Genomic DNA, 20,886 nt, shown 5'->3' with positions numbered 1-20,886 from the left:
ACCTCACTTTGCCTCGAGCCCGGCCGTGCGGGTGGGTTCCACGCTGGCCAGGCGGGACGACTCGTCCTCGCCGAACATGCCGGCATACGCGGTGTGGAGAATTCGCGAAAGCCCCTGCCGGAGGCCCTCCTGCGCCTTGGCCGTGTCCTGCAGCAGGCCGTCGTACGCAAGGAAAGTGGGCTCCTCCAGGTCGGAGGTGTGCGTCGTCTGATAGAGAACGGCCTGCTGCTCGTTCTTTAGCGACTGCTCGATTGCGACGAAGGGCTTGAAGCTCGACGTCATGTCGGGCGCGGAATAGATGGTGGTGACTCGCACGGTCAATGTGCTGTAGCCCGGGGTGGGCTGGAACCCGACTGCCTGCAGTTGTGCGAGTTCGCCTTCCACGCGCGGGACCGGCGTGAGCTTTATTTCGCGGCCCGCGGTCCGCAGGCGCGCCGCCAGCTGCTCGGCGAATTGCCGGTTGAGCGACGTTGCGCCGCTGTTCTTTACGGCTCCCGTGAACTCCAGCGTGCGCCGCTCCATGCGGCTGGCCTTCGTCACCCGTGTACCAACCTCGACACCAAGTGCTACCAACGTTCCGACCGGCCCGAAAACGCCGGCCCAACCCATGATTGCGGAGCCGCCGCCATCCATGACGGTCAGCTGGTCCTGATCGTTGTAGACGAGCTCGATCTTATTGATGGACCGAGTGGCGTCGTGGCGTACCTGGGGTGCGGGCTCGGGCGTGCTCGTGGCGCATCCGGCCAATAGGGCTGCACTAACCAGCAGTGAGACGAGCGCTTTCATGGGGCATCCGCAGTGACAGACGGCTGCAACAGCCTTCGACACCCGTCGCCCGCGTATCCGCGGCACACAAGGCACTTGCTGCGCAATCGCCTTGTGGTTGTAAGTTATGGATGCAATTTGTGACCAAATGCATCTGGCGCAGCCATTGTGCCTACATGCCGCCGCCGCGGAGCCCTGATTTGGCCAATTAGTTTACAGTTTTGGGCAAATTCTCCGCCCCCGAAGACTTCCTTCAAAGGAGTTCGGGCGACTGGACGGTAACCACCACCGTCTGCACGTCGCCGTCGCGCTCGCGCGTGCGAATCCACCACAGCGCGCCCTTGCGCACCGGGCAGCTGTCCTGCTTGAGCCCGAGAAGCAGCGAGATGGCCTGGCCCACCGACGGCTGGTGGCCGATCATCAGCACTACCGACTTTCCATTGGGCCAACCCGCCGCGCCCAGCATGGCCTCGGCCGTGGTGTCGGGGGCAAGCTCGGAGCGCAGCTTGTATTTGCGGCCGAGCGCAAGCGCGGTCTGCTCGCAGCGCCGCGCCGGGCTGCAGATGATGCGGGTGCCGTCTGGTAGTTGCCTGTCGAGCCAGCTCGCCATGCGCTTGGCCTGCTTCTCGCCGCGCGCGGTAAGGGAGCGCTGCAGGTCGTCGCAGCCCTCGGTCCAGTCCTCGGCTTCGGCATGGCGCCAGAAGATCAAGTCCATGCTCATCGTCTTTCGATGGTCAGTTGCTGGATGCATCGGGGTGATGCCCTCGCGATGCATATCGGTTCATGAGCGCGGTCTGCGCGCCGTGCGCCTCTACGGCGCGTGAAGCACCCGCCTCTCCGGGGTGGGTGTCGCGGTCGACGCGCGTGTAGATGCCGTCGCCGCCAAGGTCCCAGGCATCGCGGCCGTCGTGCAGGTAGGCCACCAGGCATTCGTCGATCAGGCGCTGGCGAAGGCTCGGGTCCGTTACGGGCCAAGCCAGCTCAACGCGCCGCATCATGTTGCGGTTCATCCAGTCGGCGCTCGAGAGGTAAAGCGATTCTTCCTCCCCGTTGCGGAAGTAGAAAACCCGCGAATGCTCCAGGAAGCGCCCGATCACCGAGCGCACGCGGATGTTGTCGGTCAACCCCGGCACTTGCGCCGGCAAGGTGCACGCACCGCGCACGATGAGGTCGATCTTCACGCCCTGCTGCCCCGCGCGCATCAATGCGGCAACCAGGTGGTCGTCGGTCAGCGCGTTCATCTTGGCAACGATGCGCGTGGGCTCTCCGGCTGCGGCAGCCATGCCCAAGGCATCGATCTGCGCGACGAGGTTCTTGTGCAGGTCGAACGGCGCGAGCCACATGCGGTTGAGCTTGGGCAGGCGGCTCTGGCTGGCCAGGTGCACGAACACCGCCTCCATGTCGGCCGTGAGCAGCGGGTCGGCCGTCAGGTGGCTGATGTCGGTATAGAGCTTGGCCGTGCGCGGGTTGTAGTTGCCGGTAGAAAGATGGCCGTAGCGGCGCATCTGCTTGCCCTCGCGGCGCGTCACCAGCAGCATCTTGGCGTGCGTCTTCAGGCCCACCACGCCGTACACCACCTGCGCACCGATCGACTCGAGCATCTCGGCCCAGTTGATGTTGGCCTCTTCGTCGAAGCGTGCCTTCAGCTCCACCACCACCGTTACTTCCTTGCCGCGGCGCACAGCTTCGCGCAGCAAGTCCATCAGCTCGGAATCGGCGCCGGTGCGGTAGATGGTCTGCTTGATGGCCAGCACCTGCGGGTCTTGCACGGCCTCTCGCAAGAAGGCGAGCACGCCATCGAAGCTTTCGAAGGGCTGGTGGATCAGCACGTCGCCGCGCTGCAGCCGTTCAAAGAACGACTGCGCCGGAGACAGCGTGACGGGATACGACGCCGAGTACGGCGGAAAGCGCAGCTGCGGCTCGTCCAGCAGGTCGATCAACTGCGTGAGCCGTGCCAGGTTGACCGGGCCATGCACCCGATAAAGCGCCTGCGGCGGCAGGTTGAACTGCGCCAGCAGAAAGCTCGCGAGCGACTCGGCGCAACTGGCCGAAACCTCGAGCCGCACGGCCTGCCCGTAGTGCCGGTGCTGCAGCCCCTGGCGGAGCGCCGTGCGCAGGTTCTTGACGTCTTCTTCGTCGACTGCAAGATCGGAATGCCGCGTCACGCGGAACTGCGAAAAGTCGCCCACCTCGCGGCCCGGGAACATGCCGGACAGATGCGCGCGCACCACGCTCGAAAGCGCCACGAACAGCGTCTTGCCGTCCGAGACCTTGGCAGGCATGCGAATGACCCGTGGCAGCACACGCGGGACCTTGACGATCTGGATCGGGTTTTCGCGCCCGAACGCATCCTTGCCGCCAAGCCGCACGATGAAGTTGAGCGACTTGTTGGCCACTTGCGGAAACGGATGCGCTGGATCGAGCCCCACCGGAATCAGCAGCGGGCGCACTTCGCGCTCGAAATATTCGCTCACCCATTTGCGCTGGGCCGCATTGCGCTCGCCATGCGAAATGATGTGAATGCCGTGCTTGGCAAACGTGGGCATCAGCTCGTCGTTGTAGAGCGCATATTGGCGTCCCACCAGCGTGTGGGCGGCCTCGGCCAGCCGCTCGAACGATTCGGTCGTGTAGGTGCCCTTCTGGTCGCTGGCGCTGCTGGCAATCAGGTGCGGCGCGGCGCGCACTTCAAAGAACTCGTCGAGGTTCGATGAAACGATGCACAGGTAGCGAAGACGCTCAATCAGCGGCACCTCGGGCCTGTGCGCCCAATCGAGCACGCGCTCGTTGAAAGACAGGATACTGTGATCGCGGTCGAGCAGCGGAAGCGCCGATGCCGCGACCGCAAGTGTCCGGTCAGCGGTAGCAGATTGCATGGGCACTGATTCTGGGGCAAGGGGCACGGGAGCACACGTAGGCTGAAATATGACAGTTTCGTCCTTGTTTATGACGATTCCGTGACGCTCCTGTGACGCCGATTCGCCACCTGCCGGCTCCGCGGACCCTGGCAGGGAAACCGATGGCCTGGCGGCGGGCCGGGCGACCGCTGGTTTCATGCGCCGAGAAAGTGCTTGCGGTAGCGCGCAGGCAAGTCGTCGATGCGCATCAGCATCGGCAGGTCCGCAGTGTTGAAGTCAGGGTCCCATGCCGGCGCACCCAGCACCTTGGCGCCCAAGCGCAGGTAGCCTTTGATGAGCGCAGGCGGCTCGACGTCCAGCGCGCTGTCCAGGCGCTCGACCGGCAGCGGCAATCTTGGCTGCACCTGGTACTGGATAGGTGCCATGTGGCTGGCCGACAACTGCCGCCAGATGCTGGCTGCCGCATCGCCGTTGGTCACACCGTTGTGTGACATGGGAATGCTCGCGCAGCCGATCATCGTGTCGAGCTTGTTGCGGTGCATGAAGCCTGCCAAGGCCCCCCACAACGCCAGAATTACCCCGCCCTGGCGATGATCGGGATGCACGCAGCTGCGGCCCAGCTCGACCATGCGTTCGCGCAGGTCGCGCAGCCGCGTCAGGTCGAACTCGGTGTCGCTGTAGGTGCTGCCCACGCGCCGTGCCTGCGCTGGCGTGAGCACGCGGTAGGTGCCAATCACTTGTTGCGTGAGCTCGTCGCGCACCAGCAGGTGTTCGCAGAAGTCGTCGAACAGGTCGATGTCGTGTCCGGCCAGCGGCGTGCTCACGCGCGCGCCCATTTCGCCGACGAACACTTCATAGCGCAGGCGCTGCGCGGCGCGCACGTCGTCCAGGTGGCGTGCCCAGCTGACGGTAATGCCCTGCTTGGCATCGACAACCGGCGGCACCAGGACCGCAGCCGGCGCCTCGGGCACCGACGTGCGCGCGGTTGCACCGGCAGGAACGGGCCACAAGGCGGCGCGCAGTCCGATCTGCGACAGCGGAAACGTCGGGTTGGGCAGTTCTTTCATTGGGAACCCTTTCTGCCGACGGAGTCTCTGCACTCGCGGTGAAACCGGCATGTCAATGGCATTGCATTTGCATGACGGGTGTTACAGCAGGTGCGGCCCGGCAACCCTGAATGCCCAGCCAGGGCCTTGAGGTTGTCTAATGCGGTGGGTTCGCGACACGGAGTTTTTTAAATGGCCACAGACGCAAGCAGCAATTTCGACAACCGTCTTCACCAGACCTTTCCCGTTCTCAGCGATACCGAAATCGCGCGCATTGCGCGGTTCGGAACGGTGCAGCGTTTTGCACGCGGAGAAAGACTGTTTACCGCCGGCGAAACAGGCCCGGGCATGTTCGTATTGCTGAAGGGCGTGGTGGCCATTACGCAGCGCGACGGCCTTGGGCACGTGGTACCCATCGTTCGCCAGGGGCCGGGCGAGTTTCTTGCTGAAGTGGGCCAGCTGAGCGGCCGCCCTGCCCTGGTCGACGGGCATGCCGACGAAGACGTCGAAGCGCTGGTGGTGCCGCCACCCCAATTGCGCGCACTGCTCGTGGCCGAAGCCGATCTTGGCGAACGCATCACCCGTGCGCTGATATTGCGGCGCGTGGCGCTGATCGAATCGGGTGCGAGCGGGCCGGTGCTGATCGGCAAGCCCGAGTCGCCCGACATGGCGCGGCTCGAAAACTTTCTGCGCCGCAACGGCCATCCCTATCACCTGGTCGATGCGGCGGAAGACCCCGACGCAGCCGCACTGCTCGAACAGTACGGCACCTGCAAGCTGCTGGCCGTGTGCCCCGACGGCTCGGTGCTGGTCAACCCGGCCGAAGATGCCTTGGCGCGCTGCCTCGGCATGGTCGACACCGCGGAGCGCGATGAACTGTTCGACGTGGCCGTGGTCGGTGCCGGCCCGGCCGGCCTGGCAACTGCGGTGTATGCCGCATCCGAAGGCCTGCACGTGATCGTGCTCGATTGCCGCGCCTTCGGCGGCCAGGCCGGGGCGAGCGCGCGCATCGAGAACTACCTTGGCTTTCCCACCGGCATTTCGGGGCAGGCCCTCGCGGGCCGTGCCTTTGTGCAAGCGCAGAAGTTCGGTGTCGAGATGCTCATTCCAGCCAAGGTCACGTCGCTGGACTGCACGCGCAAGAACGCAATGGGCAGCCTGCGCATCGCTCTGGCCGACGGGCGCACCATCAACGCGCGCACGGTGGTCATTGCCAGCGGCGCGCGCTATCGGCGGCCCGATGTTCCGCGGCTCTCCGAGTTCGAAGGCCGCGGCATCTGGTACTGGGCTTCGGCCATCGAAGCCAAGCTTTGTTCGCAGCAGGAGGTGGCACTGGTAGGCGGCGGCAACTCGGCGGGGCAAGCCGCGGTGTTCCTGTCGCGCCATGCGGCCAAGGTCAATGTGCTGGTGCGCGGCCCGTCCCTTGCGGCCAGCATGTCGCGCTACCTCATCGACCGCATCGAGGCCACGCCCAACATCGAACTGCATCCGCACACACAGCTGGTAAAGCTGAACGGAAGCTCCGACGAAGGCCTGACCGGCGCCAGGTGGCGCAGCCAGACCACCGGCGACGAACACGATTGCGCGGCCCGAAACATCTTCCTGTTTGTCGGCGCCGAGCCCGAAACCAGCTGGCTCGAGGGGTGCGGTGTTTCGGTCGACAAGCACGGCTTTGTGCTGACGGGCGATGCGGCGAGCAGCGGCTTTCCGGCACGCCCTTCGGCCGCGCTCGAGTCCAGCGTGCAGGGTGTGTTTGCCGTTGGCGACGTGCGCTCGAGCTCAGTCAAGCGCGTGGGCGGCGCCATTGGCGAAGGGGCCGCAGTGGTGGCATTGATTCACCAGCACCTGTCGTCCACTTCGGCCGTCGCCTGACAGCCCAGTGGGCGCCTGGCCGCGCAATTCCCGGCCCTGCACGCATTTGCAAGGCCGCGTATATGCTGCCTGCCTCGAATCACAACCCGCACATCGGAGCCCGAGACATGCCTGCATCGCCCATCGAGGTTTATTCCTGGCCCACACCCAACGGCCACAAGATTCACATCATGCTGGAGGAGTGCGGCCTGCCGTACAACGCCCGCCCGATCAACATTGGCAAGGGCGACCAGTTCGCGCCCGAGTTCCTGCAGATCAGCCCGAACAACAAGATCCCGGCCATTACCGACCCCGACGGTCCGGACGGCAAACCCATCTCGCTCTTCGAATCGGGGGCCATCCTCGTGTACCTGGCGGGCAAGACCGGCAAGCTGCTGCCCAAGTCGGACCGCGAACGCTACGAGGTGCTGCAGTGGCTCATGTTCCAGATGGGCGGCGTCGGCCCCATGCTCGGGCAAGCGCATCACTTTCGCATGTATGCGCCTGAAAAGATCGGCTACGCCATCGATCGCTACAGCAACGAAGCCAAGCGGCTCTACGGCGTGATCGACAAGCAACTGTCGAAGAACAAGTTCATCGCCGGCAAGACCTATTCCATTGCCGACATCGCCATTTTTCCGTGGCTGCGCAGTTGGGACAAACAGGGCATCACCCTTACCGACTACCCCCACCTGAAAGCCTGGTTCGACGCCATTGCCGCAAGGCCCGCAGTGCAGCGCGGCGTGAAAGTGCTGGCCGATTTGCGCCAGCCGATCACCGGCGACAAGGAACGCGAGATTCTTTTCGGCAAGACTCAGTACGAGAAACGCTGAGAGCACCAATATTCAAGCTAGAATGGAAGGCTTGTCGGGGTGTAGCGCAGCCTGGTAGCGCATCTGGTTTGGGACCAGAGGGTCGAAGGTTCGAATCCTTTCGCCCCGACCAAGTTTCTTTCTGTATTTTTGTTTTTGCTTCTGTCCGGCCCGGAATCTGCCCGTAGCTCAGTTGGATAGAGCACCTGCCTTCTAAGCAGGTTGTCGGGGGTTCGATCCCCTCCGGGCAGGCCAATTCAGTGTTCCACGAGGTCCCCAAATGCGCGCGGACACTCCCACCTTCCCCTGTAGAAGCGCATCTGTTGTCCCACAGTGGACCAAGATGAATCGATGAAATTCATTGATTCTGGGGGAACAAACGGGGGAACGGGTACAGTTTCAACCTCCGCCGTTGGATTTGTTCCCCATGCTCACCGACACCGCCTGCAAGAAGACCACCTGCCCCGCCGACAAGCTGCGGTTGCGCCTCGCCGACTCGGGAGGTCTCTACCTGCAGATCGAGCCGAGCGGATCCAAGCGCTGGTTCTGGAAGTACCGCTTTGAGGGCAAAGAGAAACGGCTTGCGCTCGGTAGCTATCCCGAGGTGACGCTCAAGGCCGCTCGCGGCGGTCGCGATGACGCGCGAAAGATCCAACAGCAAGGCATCGACCCGGCGCAACGCCGGCAGTTGGAAAAGCTGGAACGCAAGGCCGACACCGACGCCAGCTTCGAGGCAGTTGCCCGCGAGTACCACAAGACCAGGAGCTCGGCATGGAGTCCGCGCTATGCGGCGCGTTGGATGACGATCATGGAGAAGGATGCTTTCCCTTGGCTTGGCAGCCTGCCAGTGTCCATCATCACGGCACCGATGCTGCTGACCGTCCTGCGCCGCGTCGAGGCCCGCGGCGCAAGCGAAACCGCCCATACGCTGCGCCAATGGTCTGGCCAGGTGTTCCGCCACGGGATCGCCACCGGTCGCTGCACCAGCAACCCCGCCCCCGACCTGCAGGGCGCGCTGGTGCCCGTTCAGGTCAAGCACATGGCCGCGGTTCTGGAGCCGGTGAAGGCCGGCGAGCTCATGCGCGCGATTGCAGCCTACGCCGGCCAGCCCGCTACGCGCGCCGCGCTACACCTCTCTGCCCTACTCTTCCAGCGGCCCGGCAACATCCGCCAGATGCGATGGACGAACGTCGACCTCGAGAAGGCGATGTGGACCATCCCCGCCGCTGACATGAAGCGCACCAAAACTGCAAAGGTCAACGGCCGGCCGCACCTGGTGCCGCTGGCAAAGCAGGCCGTCGAGATCCTGGAAGACCTCAAGCCTCTCACGGGGCACGGCCAGTACGTGTTCCCGAGTCTGCTCACCGGCGAGCGCCCGATGAGCGACAACACGGTGAACACGGCGCTGCGCCGCATGGGCTTCGACAACACCGAGATGACCGCCCACGGCTTCCGCGCCATGGCTCGCACAATCATGGTGGAGCAGATGGAAATCGAGCCCGAGGTCATAGAAGCGCAACTAGCCCATGGCAAGAGCGGCCCGCTCGGCGCCGCATACGACCGGGCGGAATTCGTCAACAAGCGCCGGACGATGATGCAGCTCTGGGCCGACCACTTAGATGAATTGCGTCAAGGCGCGAAGATCATTCCCTTCAAGACAGCCTAAGGGTCCGCGGCCTCGAATTAACGCGGATGCGGAGTGTCGCCTGTCAGGGGGCTCCCAGCTTCTGCTTGACCGCAGCCTGAACCCGCTCTAGCACTGCGGGCTGGAAGGCATCCTCCGAGGTGATAAAGAGCTGATATGAAGGATCATGCTCGCCAAAGTCCGAGCCAAGAATGCGGCTCCGATGCACCGACTCGCCATCTGGGTTCCCACCGGGTGCGAGCAAAAGGAAGTGCATAAACGGGCGAAGGTCGGTCTGGGCGATCTCGGACTCTTTGATGGTGGTTGGCATTGTGAAAGCAGGTAGTTGATGCCCCACTATAGGCGGTCGGCTCGGTCGCTCGCGGTGCCGTTTTCCCATTCGCAAATTCGGTGCCGCGCCGCCCCGGGGGAACGGATTTGCATTGCGCTGGGCCGCAGCGAGCTTCAGTCTTGCGCAGAGCCGCACCAATGTTGGGCCCAGGCGCCGGTCAACCAGAGGCCAATCGAAGCCTATTGATCGGATGTCAGTTCATCGAACGCAGTCGCTCCAGCGCGAGGGTCACCACCACATCTACTGCAACCTCGGCATTCAAAAGAAGCTGGACGCTCTGGTCTGCATCGTCACCATCGACCACTCTGTTTGGGTTCTCGCAGTCTTCAACGAATTTCGCTAGACGCACCCGGTACACGAGCAATTTTCCGCGATCTGTGTTGGTCGGCAGGAAGATATGGAAAGCATCGCAGGCCTGTTCAAGCCGATGGCAACGCGTCCTCATCGCCACAAAATCCAGGGGCGTTGGAAACTTCGTGAGGTCCCGCCAGTGAGCCATGATAAATCGCGCATTTCCTTGCGATGCAAGATGCAGCTCGTTAAGCGCATTGAACTCCTTCTCTGCGGCCATCAGCGCTGAGGCTTTCTTAATCTCCTGCGCCGCCTTCGCACGCTCCGTCTCGGCGATGAGACTGACCTTGTATGCCTCTAGCTCGCGTTGATGTCCGGCCTTCATCGCCTCAAGGTCTTTGGCCAGCCAATGTGCGATCTGTGCTCGGCCGAGATAGCCAATCGCCCCAACCAAAACCGCCGCGCCAGCACTACTGGCCAGCACCGATCCAAGCCATTGCCATCCATATTCCATGCTTCACCTCCTGAGCGGAGCATACGGCGGCGTGCACGCAATCGGCAGCCCAGGAGAGCCTACCGCGGACGAAGCACATTGAATTACGCCTTTACTAGGGGGCTTCACTCCGGCCACTGCTCAGGCAACCCGAATACCTCTCGAAAGCTGCGCCCATCAATAGACTCGATGCGGTCGTCGACAACAGCAGCGTGCGGCATCAGCAGAAAGGCGTCCGGAACGGAGCGGTGCGCCCACGGATTCAAATAGAGCTTCTGCCTCCGCCAAGCTAACGTATAGGGAGAGAGGTTGTCGAACAGCCATGCCCCGCTGCATTGGCGACCTCGAGGCCCGGACGGTCCACGCCAAGCACCGTTCCGAGCTCGTTCCAATCTTGGTTCAGTCCGCTCACCACCGACAGCGACAACAAGCTGCTCTTGACCAAAGAGCGCCTGAGCTTCATCGATGGGATCGAGGCGGAAGCTGTCAACATTGACCGCAACCACAAGTGGCAAGTCGAGTTCGCCATATCGCCGTGCTTTGGACAACACCGCGTCACGTATCGGCGTCCACCCATCGATCCAGCCGGCCCCGAAACTGCGTGCCCCTATGAGCCGCCGCGGTCGCCCCCTTGCTTCAGGCCTGACAGGTACTGGTCGAACACGAACTCGCCATTCTTCATGCTGCCACGTCATCTCGGGGAGAGCCTCGTGGCCGTCTCGGGCGGCCCGCTCAAGTAAGGCATCCGGATCGAGAGTGTTCAGCCAGCGAATGACTTCTCCGGCCAAACGCCGCCCACTGGGTTGCGTCGTCGGATCTCCCTCTGACTCAATGGAAACCATGAAGTCCGAATGAGCGGCTGAGTCAAGCATCTGAAGCGCGACAGCCTTGCGCGCTTCGGCGGCAATATCGCGCCCGGTGTCATCCGAAGCGCAAACGGCCTCCAAGTACATGGATTGACCATCAGGACAAGTCACGAGAAAGTCCGGTCGGGTCGCCCTTCCGTTCGGCAGCTCAGGGTGAGGCGTCAGTTGGAATCCCAATCGCTTCAAATATTCATGCAGGAGAAGCTCAAAAGTCGCCGATGCGAAGTGCCGAGCATCCCCCGAGCTCAATCGCGCAATCAACTCGGCGCGCTCCACCGCTGGATACTCAGCCAAGCAGACCCTGACAAATTGCCTTACGAGTTCGACCGAGGGCCAGGCGCATCTATCGAGAAACGCGAACTCGGTCTCCGTCTGGCGCCCTTAGACGCTCCCGTACACGCCTCCCCCTGAGTCTTCCAGGCTGCCTCAAGAACGCAATGTTTCAAGGGGCCTGACCTGGCAAAAGCCCAGAACCCTTCCGTCTTCTCCCCAAGCCTTTGGACAAGTCGCGCACGCCCCGCAGGACTTCCCGCGTCCGGGTGATTACGCCGAACACGACGATCTGAATCCCCGCTTCGCACTGGTTCGCAGTGTGACGCGATGCCACGCCGGCCGGCATGTCGAGTGTTCAACCTTGCAGCAATGCAGCGGGAAAACCCGCGCGCCATTGCGCAGGAACGGGCCGGAACTTGCGCTCAAGCGCCCTTGGCACATGGCATGGCATTTGCCCCCTCGATCCGTGGAGACAGCGCCTGCCGGGCGCATCCAAGGCTCAATTCCACCCCTCGAGGAGACACCATGCAGATGAAGCTTTTGACCGCTTTGATTTCCATTGGCCTGGCTGGCGCCGCCCACGCTCAGGTGACCGACAAGATGATCCAGTCCGAAGCCACCGCGAAGGGCAACGTGCTGACCTGGGGCGTCAACACCCAGGGTCAGCGCTATTCGCCGCTGAAGCAGGTCAATGCCGGTAACGCCGCCAAACTGGCCCCGGTATGGGCCTTCTCGTTCGGCGGAGAGAAGCAGCGCGGCCAGGAGGCACAGCCGGTCATCATGAACGGAAAGATGTTCGTCACGGCTTCCTACTCGCGCATCTTTGCGCTCGATGCCACCACGGGCAAGAAGCTGTGGAAATACGAGCATCGGCTTCCCGAGGGGATCATGCCCTGCTGCGACGTGGTGAACCGCGGCGCGGCGCTCTACGACAACCTGGTGATCTTTGCGACGCTCGATGCCCAACTCGTAGCGCTCGACCAGAATTCCGGCGACGTGGTGTGGAAGGAGAAGATCGACGACTATGCCGCGGGCTACTCGGCCACAGCCGCCCCCATCGTGGCCAACGGCGTATTGCTCACAGGTGTGTCGGGCGGCGAGTTCGGTGTGGTGGGCCGCGTCGAGGCGCGCGATCCGAAGACGGGCAAGCTTCTGTGGACACGGCCCACCGTGGAAGGCCACATGGGCTACACCTACGACAAGGACGGCAACAAGAAGGAAAACGGCATCTCCGGCACCGCCAACAAGAGCTGGCCGGGCGACTTGTGGAAGACGGGCGGTGCCGCCACCTGGCTCGGCGGAACCTACGACGCCAAGACCGGGCTGGCGTACTTCGGCACCGGCAATCCGGCCCCGTGGAACAGCCACCTGCGCCAGGGCGACAACCTCTTCTCGTGCTCCACGGTGGCCATCGACGTCAAGACCGGGCAGATCAAGTGGAGCTACCAGAGCACGCCCAACGACAGCTGGGACTTCGACGGCGTGAACGAGTTCGTGACCTTCGACATGGACGGCAAGCGCGTCGGGGGCAAGGCCGACCGCAACGGGTTCTTCTACGTGAACGATGCCAGTACCGGGAAGCTGATCAATGCCTTTCCGTTCGTCAAGAAGATCACCTGGGCGAGCGGCATCGATCTGAACACCGGCCGGCCCAACTTCATTGCCGAGAACCGTCCGGGCGACCCGACGGCCGGTGAGGACAGCAAGAAGGGCAGCGCCGTGTTCGCTGCACCGGGCTTCCTCGGCGGCAAGAACCAGATGCCGATGGCCTACAGCCCCGACACCAGGTTGTTCTACGTGCCAGCCAACGAATGGGGCATGGACATCTGGAACGAACCGGTGGCCTACAAGAAGGGCGCGGCCTACCTCGGCGCGGGCTTCACGATCAAGCCGCTCAACGAGGACTACATCGGTTCGCTGCGCGCCATCGACCCGAAGACCGGGAAGATGGCCTGGGAGGTGAAGAACGGCGCGCCGCTCTGGGGCGGTGTGCTGACCACCGGCGGCAACCTCGTGTTCTGGGGAACGCCAGAGGGTTACCTGAAGGCCGCCGACGCCAGGACGGGCAAGGTGGTCTGGGAATTCCAGACCGGTTCCGGCGTCGTTGCGCCGCCGGTCACCTGGATGCAGGGCGGCGAGCAGTACGTGAGCGTGGTCTCGGGCTGGGGCGGCGCAGTGCCGCTGTGGGGCGGCGAAGTGGCCAAGAAGGTCAACCTGCTCGAGCAAGGCGGCATGGTGTGGGTCTTCAAGATTCCCGGCGCCGGCGGCACGACCCGCGCGGCCCGGTCCGGCGGCGCAGTGAAGCTCGCAGCCAGCTGAGGCAGCAGCATGGGCAACACCAACCAGAGCAAGGCCAGAGGGCTCACGCGAAGGACCTTCATCGGCCGCACGGCGGCCGGAGCCTGCGTCATTGCCATCGTGCCGGCGGCCGCATGGGCAGCCGCACATGCAGAGGAGTCCGACGAGACCTCGGTCTCGCTGGGCTACAGGCACGACACGAAGAACGTCGACAAGAAGAAGTACCCGAAGCATGACGTGTCGCAGCGCTGCGTGAACTGCGCGATGTGGCAGGGAGCGGCCGCCGATCCCTGGGCCGGATGCGCAATGTTCGGCCGCAAGCACATTGCCGCGCAGGGCTGGTGCCAGGCCTGGGCCAAAAAGCCGGGCTGAGCCTGCGCGCTATTTGGCCCAGCGCAGCTTGCGGTAGATCGTGTTGCGGCTGATGCCCAGCCGCTTGGACGCGACCGAGATATTGCCGTCGGCCGCGGCCAGTGCGTTGCGGATCAATTCGACTTCGGCCTCGCCCAGCGTGCGCTGCACGACCGCCTCGGGCGGGGTCGCCGCGGGCGCAGGCGCGATGGCCGACCCCATGGCCGACGACCCCATAGCCGACGTCATGGCGGGCGTGTCCTGCGCCCCGCCGTGCGCATCTGCAGGCCGCACGGGCAAGCGCGCCCCCTCGGCCTCGGCATGCGTCGTGGGCAGGGACGGCGCGGCAATGGGCAGGCGCACATGGCGCGCGCTGCGCACGTCTTCCAGGAAGTCATCCGAGAGATGGTGCTCCGCGATCTGCCGTTCGCCGGACGCCATGACGGACGCCGTGCGCAGCACGTTCGCCAGCTGTCGCACGTTGCCCGGCCACGCATACGACTTGAAGAGCGACATCACCTGCGGACTGATCTCAGGAGTGGCATGCGGGCATTCGGCCAGCAGGATGCGGCGCGCCACCACCTCCAGGTCGTGCCGTCCGCGCAGCGCCGGCAATTTGACGACGAGGCCGTTCAAGCGGTAATACAGGTCTTCGCGGAATGAGCCGGCATCGATCATCTCGCGCAGCTTGCGGTGCGTCGCTCCGATCACCGCGATGTCCACCGCGATCGACTTGAGGCTGCCCAGCGGCGTGACGCTGCGCTCCTGCAGCACGCGGAGCAATCGCGCCTGCAACGGCAGCGGCATGTCGCCGATCTCGTCGAGAAAAAGGGTTCCGCCGTTGGCCTGCACGATGCGCCCGATTGCGCCCTTGCGGCGCGCGCCGGTGAACGCGCCCTCTTCATAGCCGAACAGCTCGGCTTCGATCAGCGATTCTGGAATCGACGCGCAGTTGACCGCCACGAAGGGCTGCCTGGCGCGGTCGGAGTCCTGGTGCACCGCGCGGGCCAGCAGTTCCTTGCCCGTTCCGGTCTCTCCCAGAATCAGCAGCGGAATATCGCGGTTGATCACGCGCTGCACCTTCTGTATCAGCGTCGCGATCTGGGGGTCGCCGGTGTTCAGGTAGTGCAGTCCGGAGAACAGCGTGCCGTCGGCGGAACGGGCCGCGTCCACCGCCAGCGAGCCCGATCGCTTTCCGCCTTCGGCAGGCGCCCCGCGGGGGTTGACCACCACATCGGTGGCCGTATCCGCAAAATTCTCCACGACCACTGTCCGCTGCACCCCGGTGAATCGCGCGTTGACGTGAAATTGCCGGCCGTTGGAAAGCCACAGCGTCATTGGCGCCGGCAACGGGGCGCGGAAGTGATCGAAGATCGCTGGCGCCGTGGTGCCGAACAAGCTGGCCAGGCTGTGCATGCGCAACGCCGCACTGCTCATGTCGAGCTGGTCGAGTGCACTGCGATTGGCGCCCATGATCTTGCCATCCGCGCCAACCACGACGATTCCCTCGAGCAGCGTGCCGATGAAGTCGGCGCGGCTGTGAAAGTGCAGCCTCAGGAGGTTGCCGTAGTCGTCGGACAGCCACTGGTTCTCGATCATCCGCGCCGACATCCGCACCAGGCCCATCGTGTGCCGGTGGTAGGAGCGCTGGTCGCCGGTGACGTCGAGCACACCGAGCATGTTGCCGCGCGGATCGAAGATCGGCGCGGCCGAACAGGTCAGGAAGTTGTTGGCATGAATGAAGTGCTCGCCGCCATGAACCACGGTGGGCGCCTCTTCGAACAGGGCCGTGCCAATGGCGTTGGTTCCCTTCGAGTGTTCGGCCCAATTGACGCCGGGCGTCAGCGCAACCTTGTTGGCACGCTGCAGAAACCTGTCGTCGCCCACGGAGTGAAGGATGGTTCCCGAAACATCGGCCAGCACGATCATGCTTTCCGTGTCGACGATCTGCTCGAAGAGCATTTCCATCACGGGCGCAGCATGGGTGAACAGGCGATGGTTGCGCTCGCGCGCCAGGGCGAGGTCGGTGCGCAGAAGCGGCTCGAAGTCGGGTCGCTCGATGCGGGTCAACCCGAGTGCCGAGCAGCGTTGATGCCACTCTTCGATCTTTTCTGTACGCGCCGGCTGGTGCGTGACGGGCAGCGCCGCGGGCGTCGTCCAGGGCTCGGCAGGCGCACGGTGGGAGTCAATCATTGTTTGTCTCCTCTGCCTCTCATCGGGCAGGTGTTCTATTCGAAGTCATCGTGTCGTGTCACTGTTCCGTATTGGTACATCGGAAGGTGCCCCTGGCTCTTCGTTGCCCGCGCAGGCAACGGTGAAGGATGCCATGACGAGGTATTTCACGCAATTTATGTTCCCGCTTGAAACACCTGGCACGTGGCACAGCGATTGCGCAGTCATTCCCGTTCTCACTTTGATATGAACAGGAGACTGAAATGACGATTTTCGATACGCACGCGAACGCCCCACGGGCACGGCTTGCTCGCAGGGCGGGCCTCGTGCTCGGCGCAGCCGCCTGCATCGTTGGCGCCTCCCTGGCTTGGGCGCATGGCGACGTGACGCCGCAAAAAGTGGATACCACCGGCCTGGCTTCGCTCGGCACCAACTGGCAGTCCGACAACCCGTACCGCGGCAATGCGACGGCGGTGAAGATCGGGGCTTCGGGCTACAACCAGAATTGCGCGCGATGCCACGGCATCGAGGCGATCTCGGGTGGCATTGCACCCGACCTGCGCAAGCTGGACAACGACTGCGCCGCCCTGAAGGATGCCGCCAAGAAGGCCGCATGCGTCAAGGAAATGGACGAGTTTTTCCTGACCACCGTTCGCCATGGCCGCACCCGAAACGGCGCGGTCTACATGCCTCCGTTCGAGGGAACGATGAGCCAGGAGGCGATCTGGTCGATCAAGGCCTATCTGGAGACTCGCCGCGACAAGCCGATGTGACGGTGTGCCACGGCCCACAAGGAACACCCTCATGACTCATGAACACATGCCCTCGCGCCGGCAGTGCCTCTGCTGGCTGGGCGCGGCGGGCCTCGCGAGTGCCTCGCTCGCCTGCGGCGCCGCGTCGCTGGAGCGGATCCGCGAGCGCGGAACGCTCACGGTGGCGCTCTACAAGGATATGCCGCCGTTCCATGTCGACGGCAAGGGCATCGACGTCGAACTGGCACAGGCGCTGGCGGACACGTTGCACCTGAAGCTGTCGATGCTGCCCTTCATTGCAGACGAGAACATGGGCGACGATCTGCGCAACATGGTCTGGCGTGGCCACTACCTGGGCTTCGGTCCGGCCGATGTGCTGATGCACGTGCCGGTGGACAAACCGCTGATCGACGGCACTCCCCAGGCAACCATCTTCGCGCCCTACTACCGCGAGCGCGTGGTGCTGGCCCGGCGGCTCGATCGCCTGCCGCAGCTCGAGAGCCTTTCCGCACTGGGCGACGCGAAGGTTGCCGTACCGGGGCAAACGCTGGCGGGGTGGCTGATGATCGGTGCCGACGGCGGCGCCTATCGGGGCCAGCTCGCCACCCAGTGGAAGGACGGCGCCGAAGCCGCCCGTGCATTGCAGCGTGGCGAAGTCGCCGCGGCGGCCGGCCTGGCATCGGAGGTGGAGTCGGTGCTGCGTGGCGATGCGCGCTTCGCGATTGCGCCCCTACCCTCCCCGCGCGCCCAGCGCAACGGCTGGGCCGTGGGGCTCGCGGTAAAAAAGGATGCGACGGAGCTCGCGCAAGCCCTGCAGGCCGGCGTCAACGACCTGGCCGCCAGCGGGCGCCTGCGCAAGATCTTCGAGCGCGCCAACGTCGCCTGGCAGGCGGCCTGAAAAGGCACAGGGCCGTGCCTCAAGGCCGGCCCTGTGCCTCCAGTGCTTGCCACTCCGCGTCTTCGTACAGCCTCGAGCGCGTCAGAAAGCGCAGGCCGGTCGGACGCTCCAGCGAGAACATCCCGCCGTTTCCCTTCACGGCGTCGATGATCAGGTGCGTGTGCTCCCAATATTCGAACTGCGACCGGCTCATGTAGAAAGGCGTGCCCGCGATTTCGCCCAGGCAGATGTCGGCATCGCCAGTGATGAACTCACCGAGTGCAAAGCACATCGGCGCGCTGCCGTCGCAGCAGCCGCCCGATTGATGGAACATCAACGGACCGTGCTCCGCGCGCAGGCGCTCGATGAGTGCCTGCGCGGCCGGCGTTACCGACACCCGACTGACCGCGGGCAGTGCCGCATCGTGCTGTGGCATGTCGGACGGCATGGAGGCTTCGCTCAGAAGAAGCCCAGCTTGTTCGGGCTGTAGCTCACCAGCAGGTTCTTCGTCTGCTGGTAATGGTCGAGCATCATCTTGTGGTTTTCGCGGCCGATGCCCGACTGCTTGTAGCCGCCGAAGGCGGCATGTGCCGGGTACTGGTGGTAGCAATTGGTCCATACACGGCCAGCCTGGATGCCCTTGCCCATCCGGAAGGCGCGGTTCCCGTCGCGGCTCCACACGCCGGCACCCAGGCCGTAGAGCGTGTCGTTGGCGATCTCCAGCGCCTCTTCCTCGGTCTTGAAGGTGGTCACCGAGAGCACCGGCCCGAAGATCTCCTCCTGGAAGATCCGCATCTTGTTGTGGCCCTTGAAGACAGTCGGCCTGACGTAGTAGCCGGAGGCCAGCTCGCCGGCTCTCACGTTGCGCTCGCCGCCGGTCAGGCACTGCGCGCCCTCCTGCTTGCCCAGATCGATGTACGAGAGGATCTTTTCCATCTGTTCGAGGGAGGCCTGCGCGCCGAGCATGGTGGCAGTGTCCAGCGGGTGGCCTTGCGTGATCGCTTCGACACGCTTGATTGCGCGTTCCATGAACCGGTCGTAGATGGATTCCTGGATCAGTGCGCGGCTCGGGCAGGTGCAGACCTCGCCCTGGTTCAGCGCGAACATCGCGAAGCCCTCCAGGGCCTTGTCGAAGAAGGCGTCATCGGCCGAGAGCACGTCTTCGAAGAAGATGTTGGGCGACTTGCCGCCGAGTTCCAGCGTGACGGGAATCAGGTTCTGGCTTGCATACTGGGAGATCAGCCGGCCGGTGGTGGTCTCGCCGGTGAATGCGATCTTCGCGATGCGCGGGCTCGAGGCCAGCGGCTTTCCGGCCTCCAGGCCGAAGCCGTTGACCACATTGAGCACACCCGGCGGCAGCAGGTCGCCGATGATCTCCATCAGCACCAGGATCGATGCGGGCGTCTGCTCCGCGGGCTTCAGTACCACGCAGTTGCCCGCTGCCAGCGCCGGGGCCAGTTTCCACACGGCCATGAGGATCGGGAAGTTCCACGGAATGATCTGGCCGACCACGCCCAGCGGTTCGTGGAAATGATAGGCATAGGTCTCGTGATCGATCTCGCTGATGCCGCCTTCCTGCGACCTTATGCACGAAGCGAAGTAACGAAAGTGATCGATGGCCAGCGGCATGTCGGCGGCCATCGTCTCGCGCAGCGGCTTACCGTTGTCCAGTGTCTCGGCCACAGCCAGCGTTTGCAGGTTCTGCTCCATCCGGTCCGCGATCTTCAGCAGGATGTTGGCGCGCTCGGTCGTCGACGTGCGGCCCCATGCGGCCTTGGCCTTGTGTGCGGCGTCCAGCGCGGCCTCTATGTCCTTTGCGTTGGAGCGCGGAATGCTCGTGAATGCCTTGCCCGTGACGGGGGTCAGGTTGTCGAAGTACTGGCCGTCGATGGGCGCCAGCCATTGGCCGCCGATGTAGTTGCCGTACTGCTTCTTGAAGGGGTTCGCGATACCCAGATTGCGCATTTCAGCCATGTCCATGAATTCGTCTCCGTTGAAGTTGAAGGAAAAAAACGCAAGGACCGTCTCGCAATCGACGGGCCAGCCGATGGCAACGCGCGGCTGCAATTGCAAGTGCTTGTCGTGAAAGGAATTTCTGCAGGCGGGGCGATGTTTGGCGGTGAGATGCGGTGCGTCTCGTGGATGTGCCGTCCCGGAGCACTGCTTCAAATTGAACCACCGCAGTTGCTCCATTTGCCCTGCGCCGGCCCCTGGCGCATGGGCATGGAACTTGCCGGTTTTCATGGCATTGAATGAATGCTCAAACGAGGAGACACGAGGCAATGACGCGCAATACATCGACATCCATCGAGACAATCCTGAGCGAGGCAAGAGTGTTCCCGCCCGCCCCCCGCGCCACCCAAGGTGCCCGCATAGCCGGCATGGCCGCCTACGAGGCGCTGTGCAAGGAAGCCGAGCAGGACTTCGAAGGCTTCTGGAGCCGCCAGGCCCGGGCCCACCTCCACTGGACCAAGCCCTTCACCCGCACGCTCGACGAATCGAAGGCGCCGTTCTACGAATGGTTCGGCGACGGCGAGCTCAACGCCAGCGCCAATTGCCTGGACAAGCACATCGGCACCCCGGTCGAGCACAAGACCGCCATCGTCTTCGAGGCCGACGACGGCAGCGTCACCCACGTCACCTACAAGGAACTGCTCGCGCGCGTGAGCCAGTTTGCCAACGCCCTCAAGGCCGCCGGCATCCGCAAGGGCGACCGCGTCATCATCTACATGCCCATGACCGTCGAGGGCGTCATCGCCATGCAGGCCTGCGCGCGCATCGGCGCCACCCACAGCGTGGTGTTCGGCGGCTTCTCCGCCAAGGCGCTGCAGGAGCGCATCATCGACGCGGGCGCCGTGGCCGTCATCACCGCCAACTACCAGCTGCGCGGGGGCAAGGAACTGCCGCTCAAGGCCATCGTCGACGACGGCATCGCCATGGGCGGCTGCAAGTCGATCAGGACCGTGTTCGTCTACGAGCGCACAGCTTCGGCATGGAACCGCGTCGAAGGCCGCGACAGGACATTCGACGAGGCACTCCAGGGCCAAGGCACCGACTGCCCGCCCGTGGCGGTGAACGCCGAGCATCCGCTGTTCATCCTCTATACCTCGGGCTCCACCGGCAAGCCCAAGGGCGTGCAGCACGCCACCGGCGGCTACCTGCTGTGGGCGAAGATGACGATGGACTGGACCTTCGACATCCGGCCCGA

General features: G+C 64.0%; 18 protein-coding genes and 2 tRNA genes. 10 read left to right on the top strand and 10 right to left on the bottom strand.

All coding sequences use genetic code 11. From position 1 onward, the window contains the following. Positions 1 to 3: 3 nt before the first annotated feature. From J2X67_RS24540 to J2X67_RS24525, 4 genes are all read right to left on the bottom strand, one after another. A complete protein-coding gene (locus tag J2X67_RS24540) occupies positions 4 to 786 on the bottom strand; it encodes a hypothetical protein (protein ID WP_309957407.1) in 783 nt (260 codons plus the stop codon). A gap of 232 nt (positions 787 to 1,018) precedes the next feature. After that, positions 1,019 to 1,480 (bottom strand): histidine phosphatase family protein, encoded by a 462-nt coding sequence (locus tag J2X67_RS24535; protein WP_185868070.1) that lies wholly within the window; start codon positions 1,478 to 1,480, stop codon positions 1,019 to 1,021. A 19-nt stretch (positions 1,481 to 1,499) separates the two neighbouring features. Further along, positions 1,500 to 3,638, bottom strand: a complete 2,139-nt coding sequence (ppk1, locus tag J2X67_RS24530; RefSeq protein ID WP_309957405.1) for a polyphosphate kinase 1 — start codon at positions 3,636 to 3,638, stop codon at positions 1,500 to 1,502. Positions 3,639 to 3,814: 176 nt separating this feature from the next. Next, on the bottom strand, positions 3,815 to 4,687 hold the full coding sequence (locus J2X67_RS24525) for a GNAT family N-acyltransferase (RefSeq protein ID WP_309957403.1): 873 nt from the start codon (positions 4,685 to 4,687) through the stop codon (positions 3,815 to 3,817). A gap of 171 nt (positions 4,688 to 4,858) precedes the next feature. Here J2X67_RS24525 and J2X67_RS24520 point away from each other — a divergent pair, with 171 nt between their 5' ends. From J2X67_RS24520 to J2X67_RS24500, 5 genes are all read left to right on the top strand, one after another. After that, the gene (locus tag J2X67_RS24520) at positions 4,859 to 6,538 is read left to right on the top strand and encodes an FAD-dependent oxidoreductase (RefSeq protein ID WP_309957401.1); all 1,680 of its coding nucleotides are present in this window, start codon (positions 4,859 to 4,861) and stop codon (positions 6,536 to 6,538) included. A 107-nt stretch (positions 6,539 to 6,645) separates the two neighbouring features. Then, positions 6,646 to 7,350, top strand: coding sequence for a glutathione binding-like protein (locus tag J2X67_RS24515; protein WP_309957399.1), 705 nt, complete (start codon positions 6,646 to 6,648; stop codon positions 7,348 to 7,350). Positions 7,351 to 7,385: 35 nt separating this feature from the next. Further along, positions 7,386 to 7,462: transfer RNA gene (locus J2X67_RS24510), tRNA-Pro, on the top strand. Positions 7,463 to 7,507: 45 nt separating this feature from the next. Continuing rightward, positions 7,508 to 7,584, top strand: a tRNA-Arg gene (locus J2X67_RS24505). A 172-nt stretch (positions 7,585 to 7,756) separates the two neighbouring features. Further along, on the top strand, positions 7,757 to 8,995 hold the full coding sequence (locus J2X67_RS24500) for a phage integrase central domain-containing protein (RefSeq protein ID WP_309957397.1): 1,239 nt from the start codon (positions 7,757 to 7,759) through the stop codon (positions 8,993 to 8,995). A gap of 43 nt (positions 8,996 to 9,038) precedes the next feature. Here J2X67_RS24500 and J2X67_RS24495 read toward each other — a convergent pair whose 3' ends face one another. From J2X67_RS24495 to J2X67_RS24485, 3 genes are all read right to left on the bottom strand, one after another. Continuing rightward, entirely contained in the window at positions 9,039 to 9,284 is a 246-nt protein-coding gene (locus J2X67_RS24495) for a hypothetical protein (protein WP_309957395.1), read from the bottom strand. A 214-nt stretch (positions 9,285 to 9,498) separates the two neighbouring features. After that, positions 9,499 to 10,110 carry a hypothetical protein gene (locus J2X67_RS24490; RefSeq protein WP_309957393.1) on the bottom strand — a complete coding sequence of 204 codons (612 nt, stop codon included), beginning with the start codon at positions 10,108 to 10,110 and terminating at the stop codon, positions 9,499 to 9,501. Between the two features lie 104 nt (positions 10,111 to 10,214). Then, complete coding sequence (locus J2X67_RS24485) at positions 10,215 to 11,231, bottom strand: hypothetical protein (protein WP_309957392.1); 1,017 nt, start codon at positions 11,229 to 11,231, stop codon at positions 10,215 to 10,217. A 522-nt stretch (positions 11,232 to 11,753) separates the two neighbouring features. Between J2X67_RS24485 and J2X67_RS24480 the strand changes: the two genes are divergently transcribed. Both J2X67_RS24480 and J2X67_RS24475 read left to right on the top strand, forming a co-directional pair. Further along, the gene (locus J2X67_RS24480) at positions 11,754 to 13,547 is read left to right on the top strand and encodes a PQQ-dependent methanol/ethanol family dehydrogenase (protein WP_309957391.1); all 1,794 of its coding nucleotides are present in this window, start codon (positions 11,754 to 11,756) and stop codon (positions 13,545 to 13,547) included. 9 nt (positions 13,548 to 13,556) lie between these two features. Beyond that, positions 13,557 to 13,898 (top strand): high-potential iron-sulfur protein, encoded by a 342-nt coding sequence (locus J2X67_RS24475; RefSeq protein ID WP_309957389.1) that lies wholly within the window; start codon positions 13,557 to 13,559, stop codon positions 13,896 to 13,898. A gap of 9 nt (positions 13,899 to 13,907) precedes the next feature. On the opposite strand, the gene J2X67_RS24470 is transcribed toward J2X67_RS24475, so the two are convergent. Then, positions 13,908 to 16,070: a sigma-54-dependent Fis family transcriptional regulator gene (locus J2X67_RS24470; RefSeq protein ID WP_309957387.1), complete on the bottom strand. Its 2,163-nt coding sequence runs from the start codon at positions 16,068 to 16,070 to the stop codon at positions 13,908 to 13,910. A 242-nt stretch (positions 16,071 to 16,312) separates the two neighbouring features. Here J2X67_RS24470 and pedF point away from each other — a divergent pair, with 242 nt between their 5' ends. Together pedF and J2X67_RS24460 are read left to right on the top strand one after the other, a co-directional pair. Then, positions 16,313 to 16,822, top strand: coding sequence for a cytochrome c-550 PedF (gene pedF, locus J2X67_RS24465; protein ID WP_309957385.1), 510 nt, complete (start codon positions 16,313 to 16,315; stop codon positions 16,820 to 16,822). 31 nt (positions 16,823 to 16,853) lie between these two features. Next, positions 16,854 to 17,699, top strand: coding sequence for a transporter substrate-binding domain-containing protein (locus J2X67_RS24460; RefSeq protein WP_309957383.1), 846 nt, complete (start codon positions 16,854 to 16,856; stop codon positions 17,697 to 17,699). A gap of 19 nt (positions 17,700 to 17,718) precedes the next feature. Here J2X67_RS24460 and J2X67_RS24455 read toward each other — a convergent pair whose 3' ends face one another. Together J2X67_RS24455 and adh are read right to left on the bottom strand one after the other, a co-directional pair. Further along, the gene (locus J2X67_RS24455; RefSeq protein ID WP_309957381.1) at positions 17,719 to 18,126 is read right to left on the bottom strand and encodes a DUF779 domain-containing protein; all 408 of its coding nucleotides are present in this window, start codon (positions 18,124 to 18,126) and stop codon (positions 17,719 to 17,721) included. 11 nt (positions 18,127 to 18,137) lie between these two features. Further along, a complete protein-coding gene (adh, locus tag J2X67_RS24450; protein WP_309957597.1) occupies positions 18,138 to 19,658 on the bottom strand; it encodes an aldehyde dehydrogenase in 1,521 nt (506 codons plus the stop codon). Positions 19,659 to 19,960: 302 nt separating this feature from the next. Here adh and J2X67_RS24445 point away from each other — a divergent pair. After that, a partial coding sequence (locus J2X67_RS24445) for an AMP-binding protein (RefSeq protein ID WP_309957379.1) occupies positions 19,961 to 20,886 on the top strand: 926 nt, incomplete at its 3' end.

The organism is Variovorax sp. 3319 (assembly GCF_031456585.1).
GTDB lineage: Bacteria > Pseudomonadota > Gammaproteobacteria > Burkholderiales > Burkholderiaceae_C > Variovorax > Variovorax paradoxus_P.
Note: the sequence above shows the minus strand (reverse complement) of the source record. Positions and strands in the feature narration are given on the sequence as shown.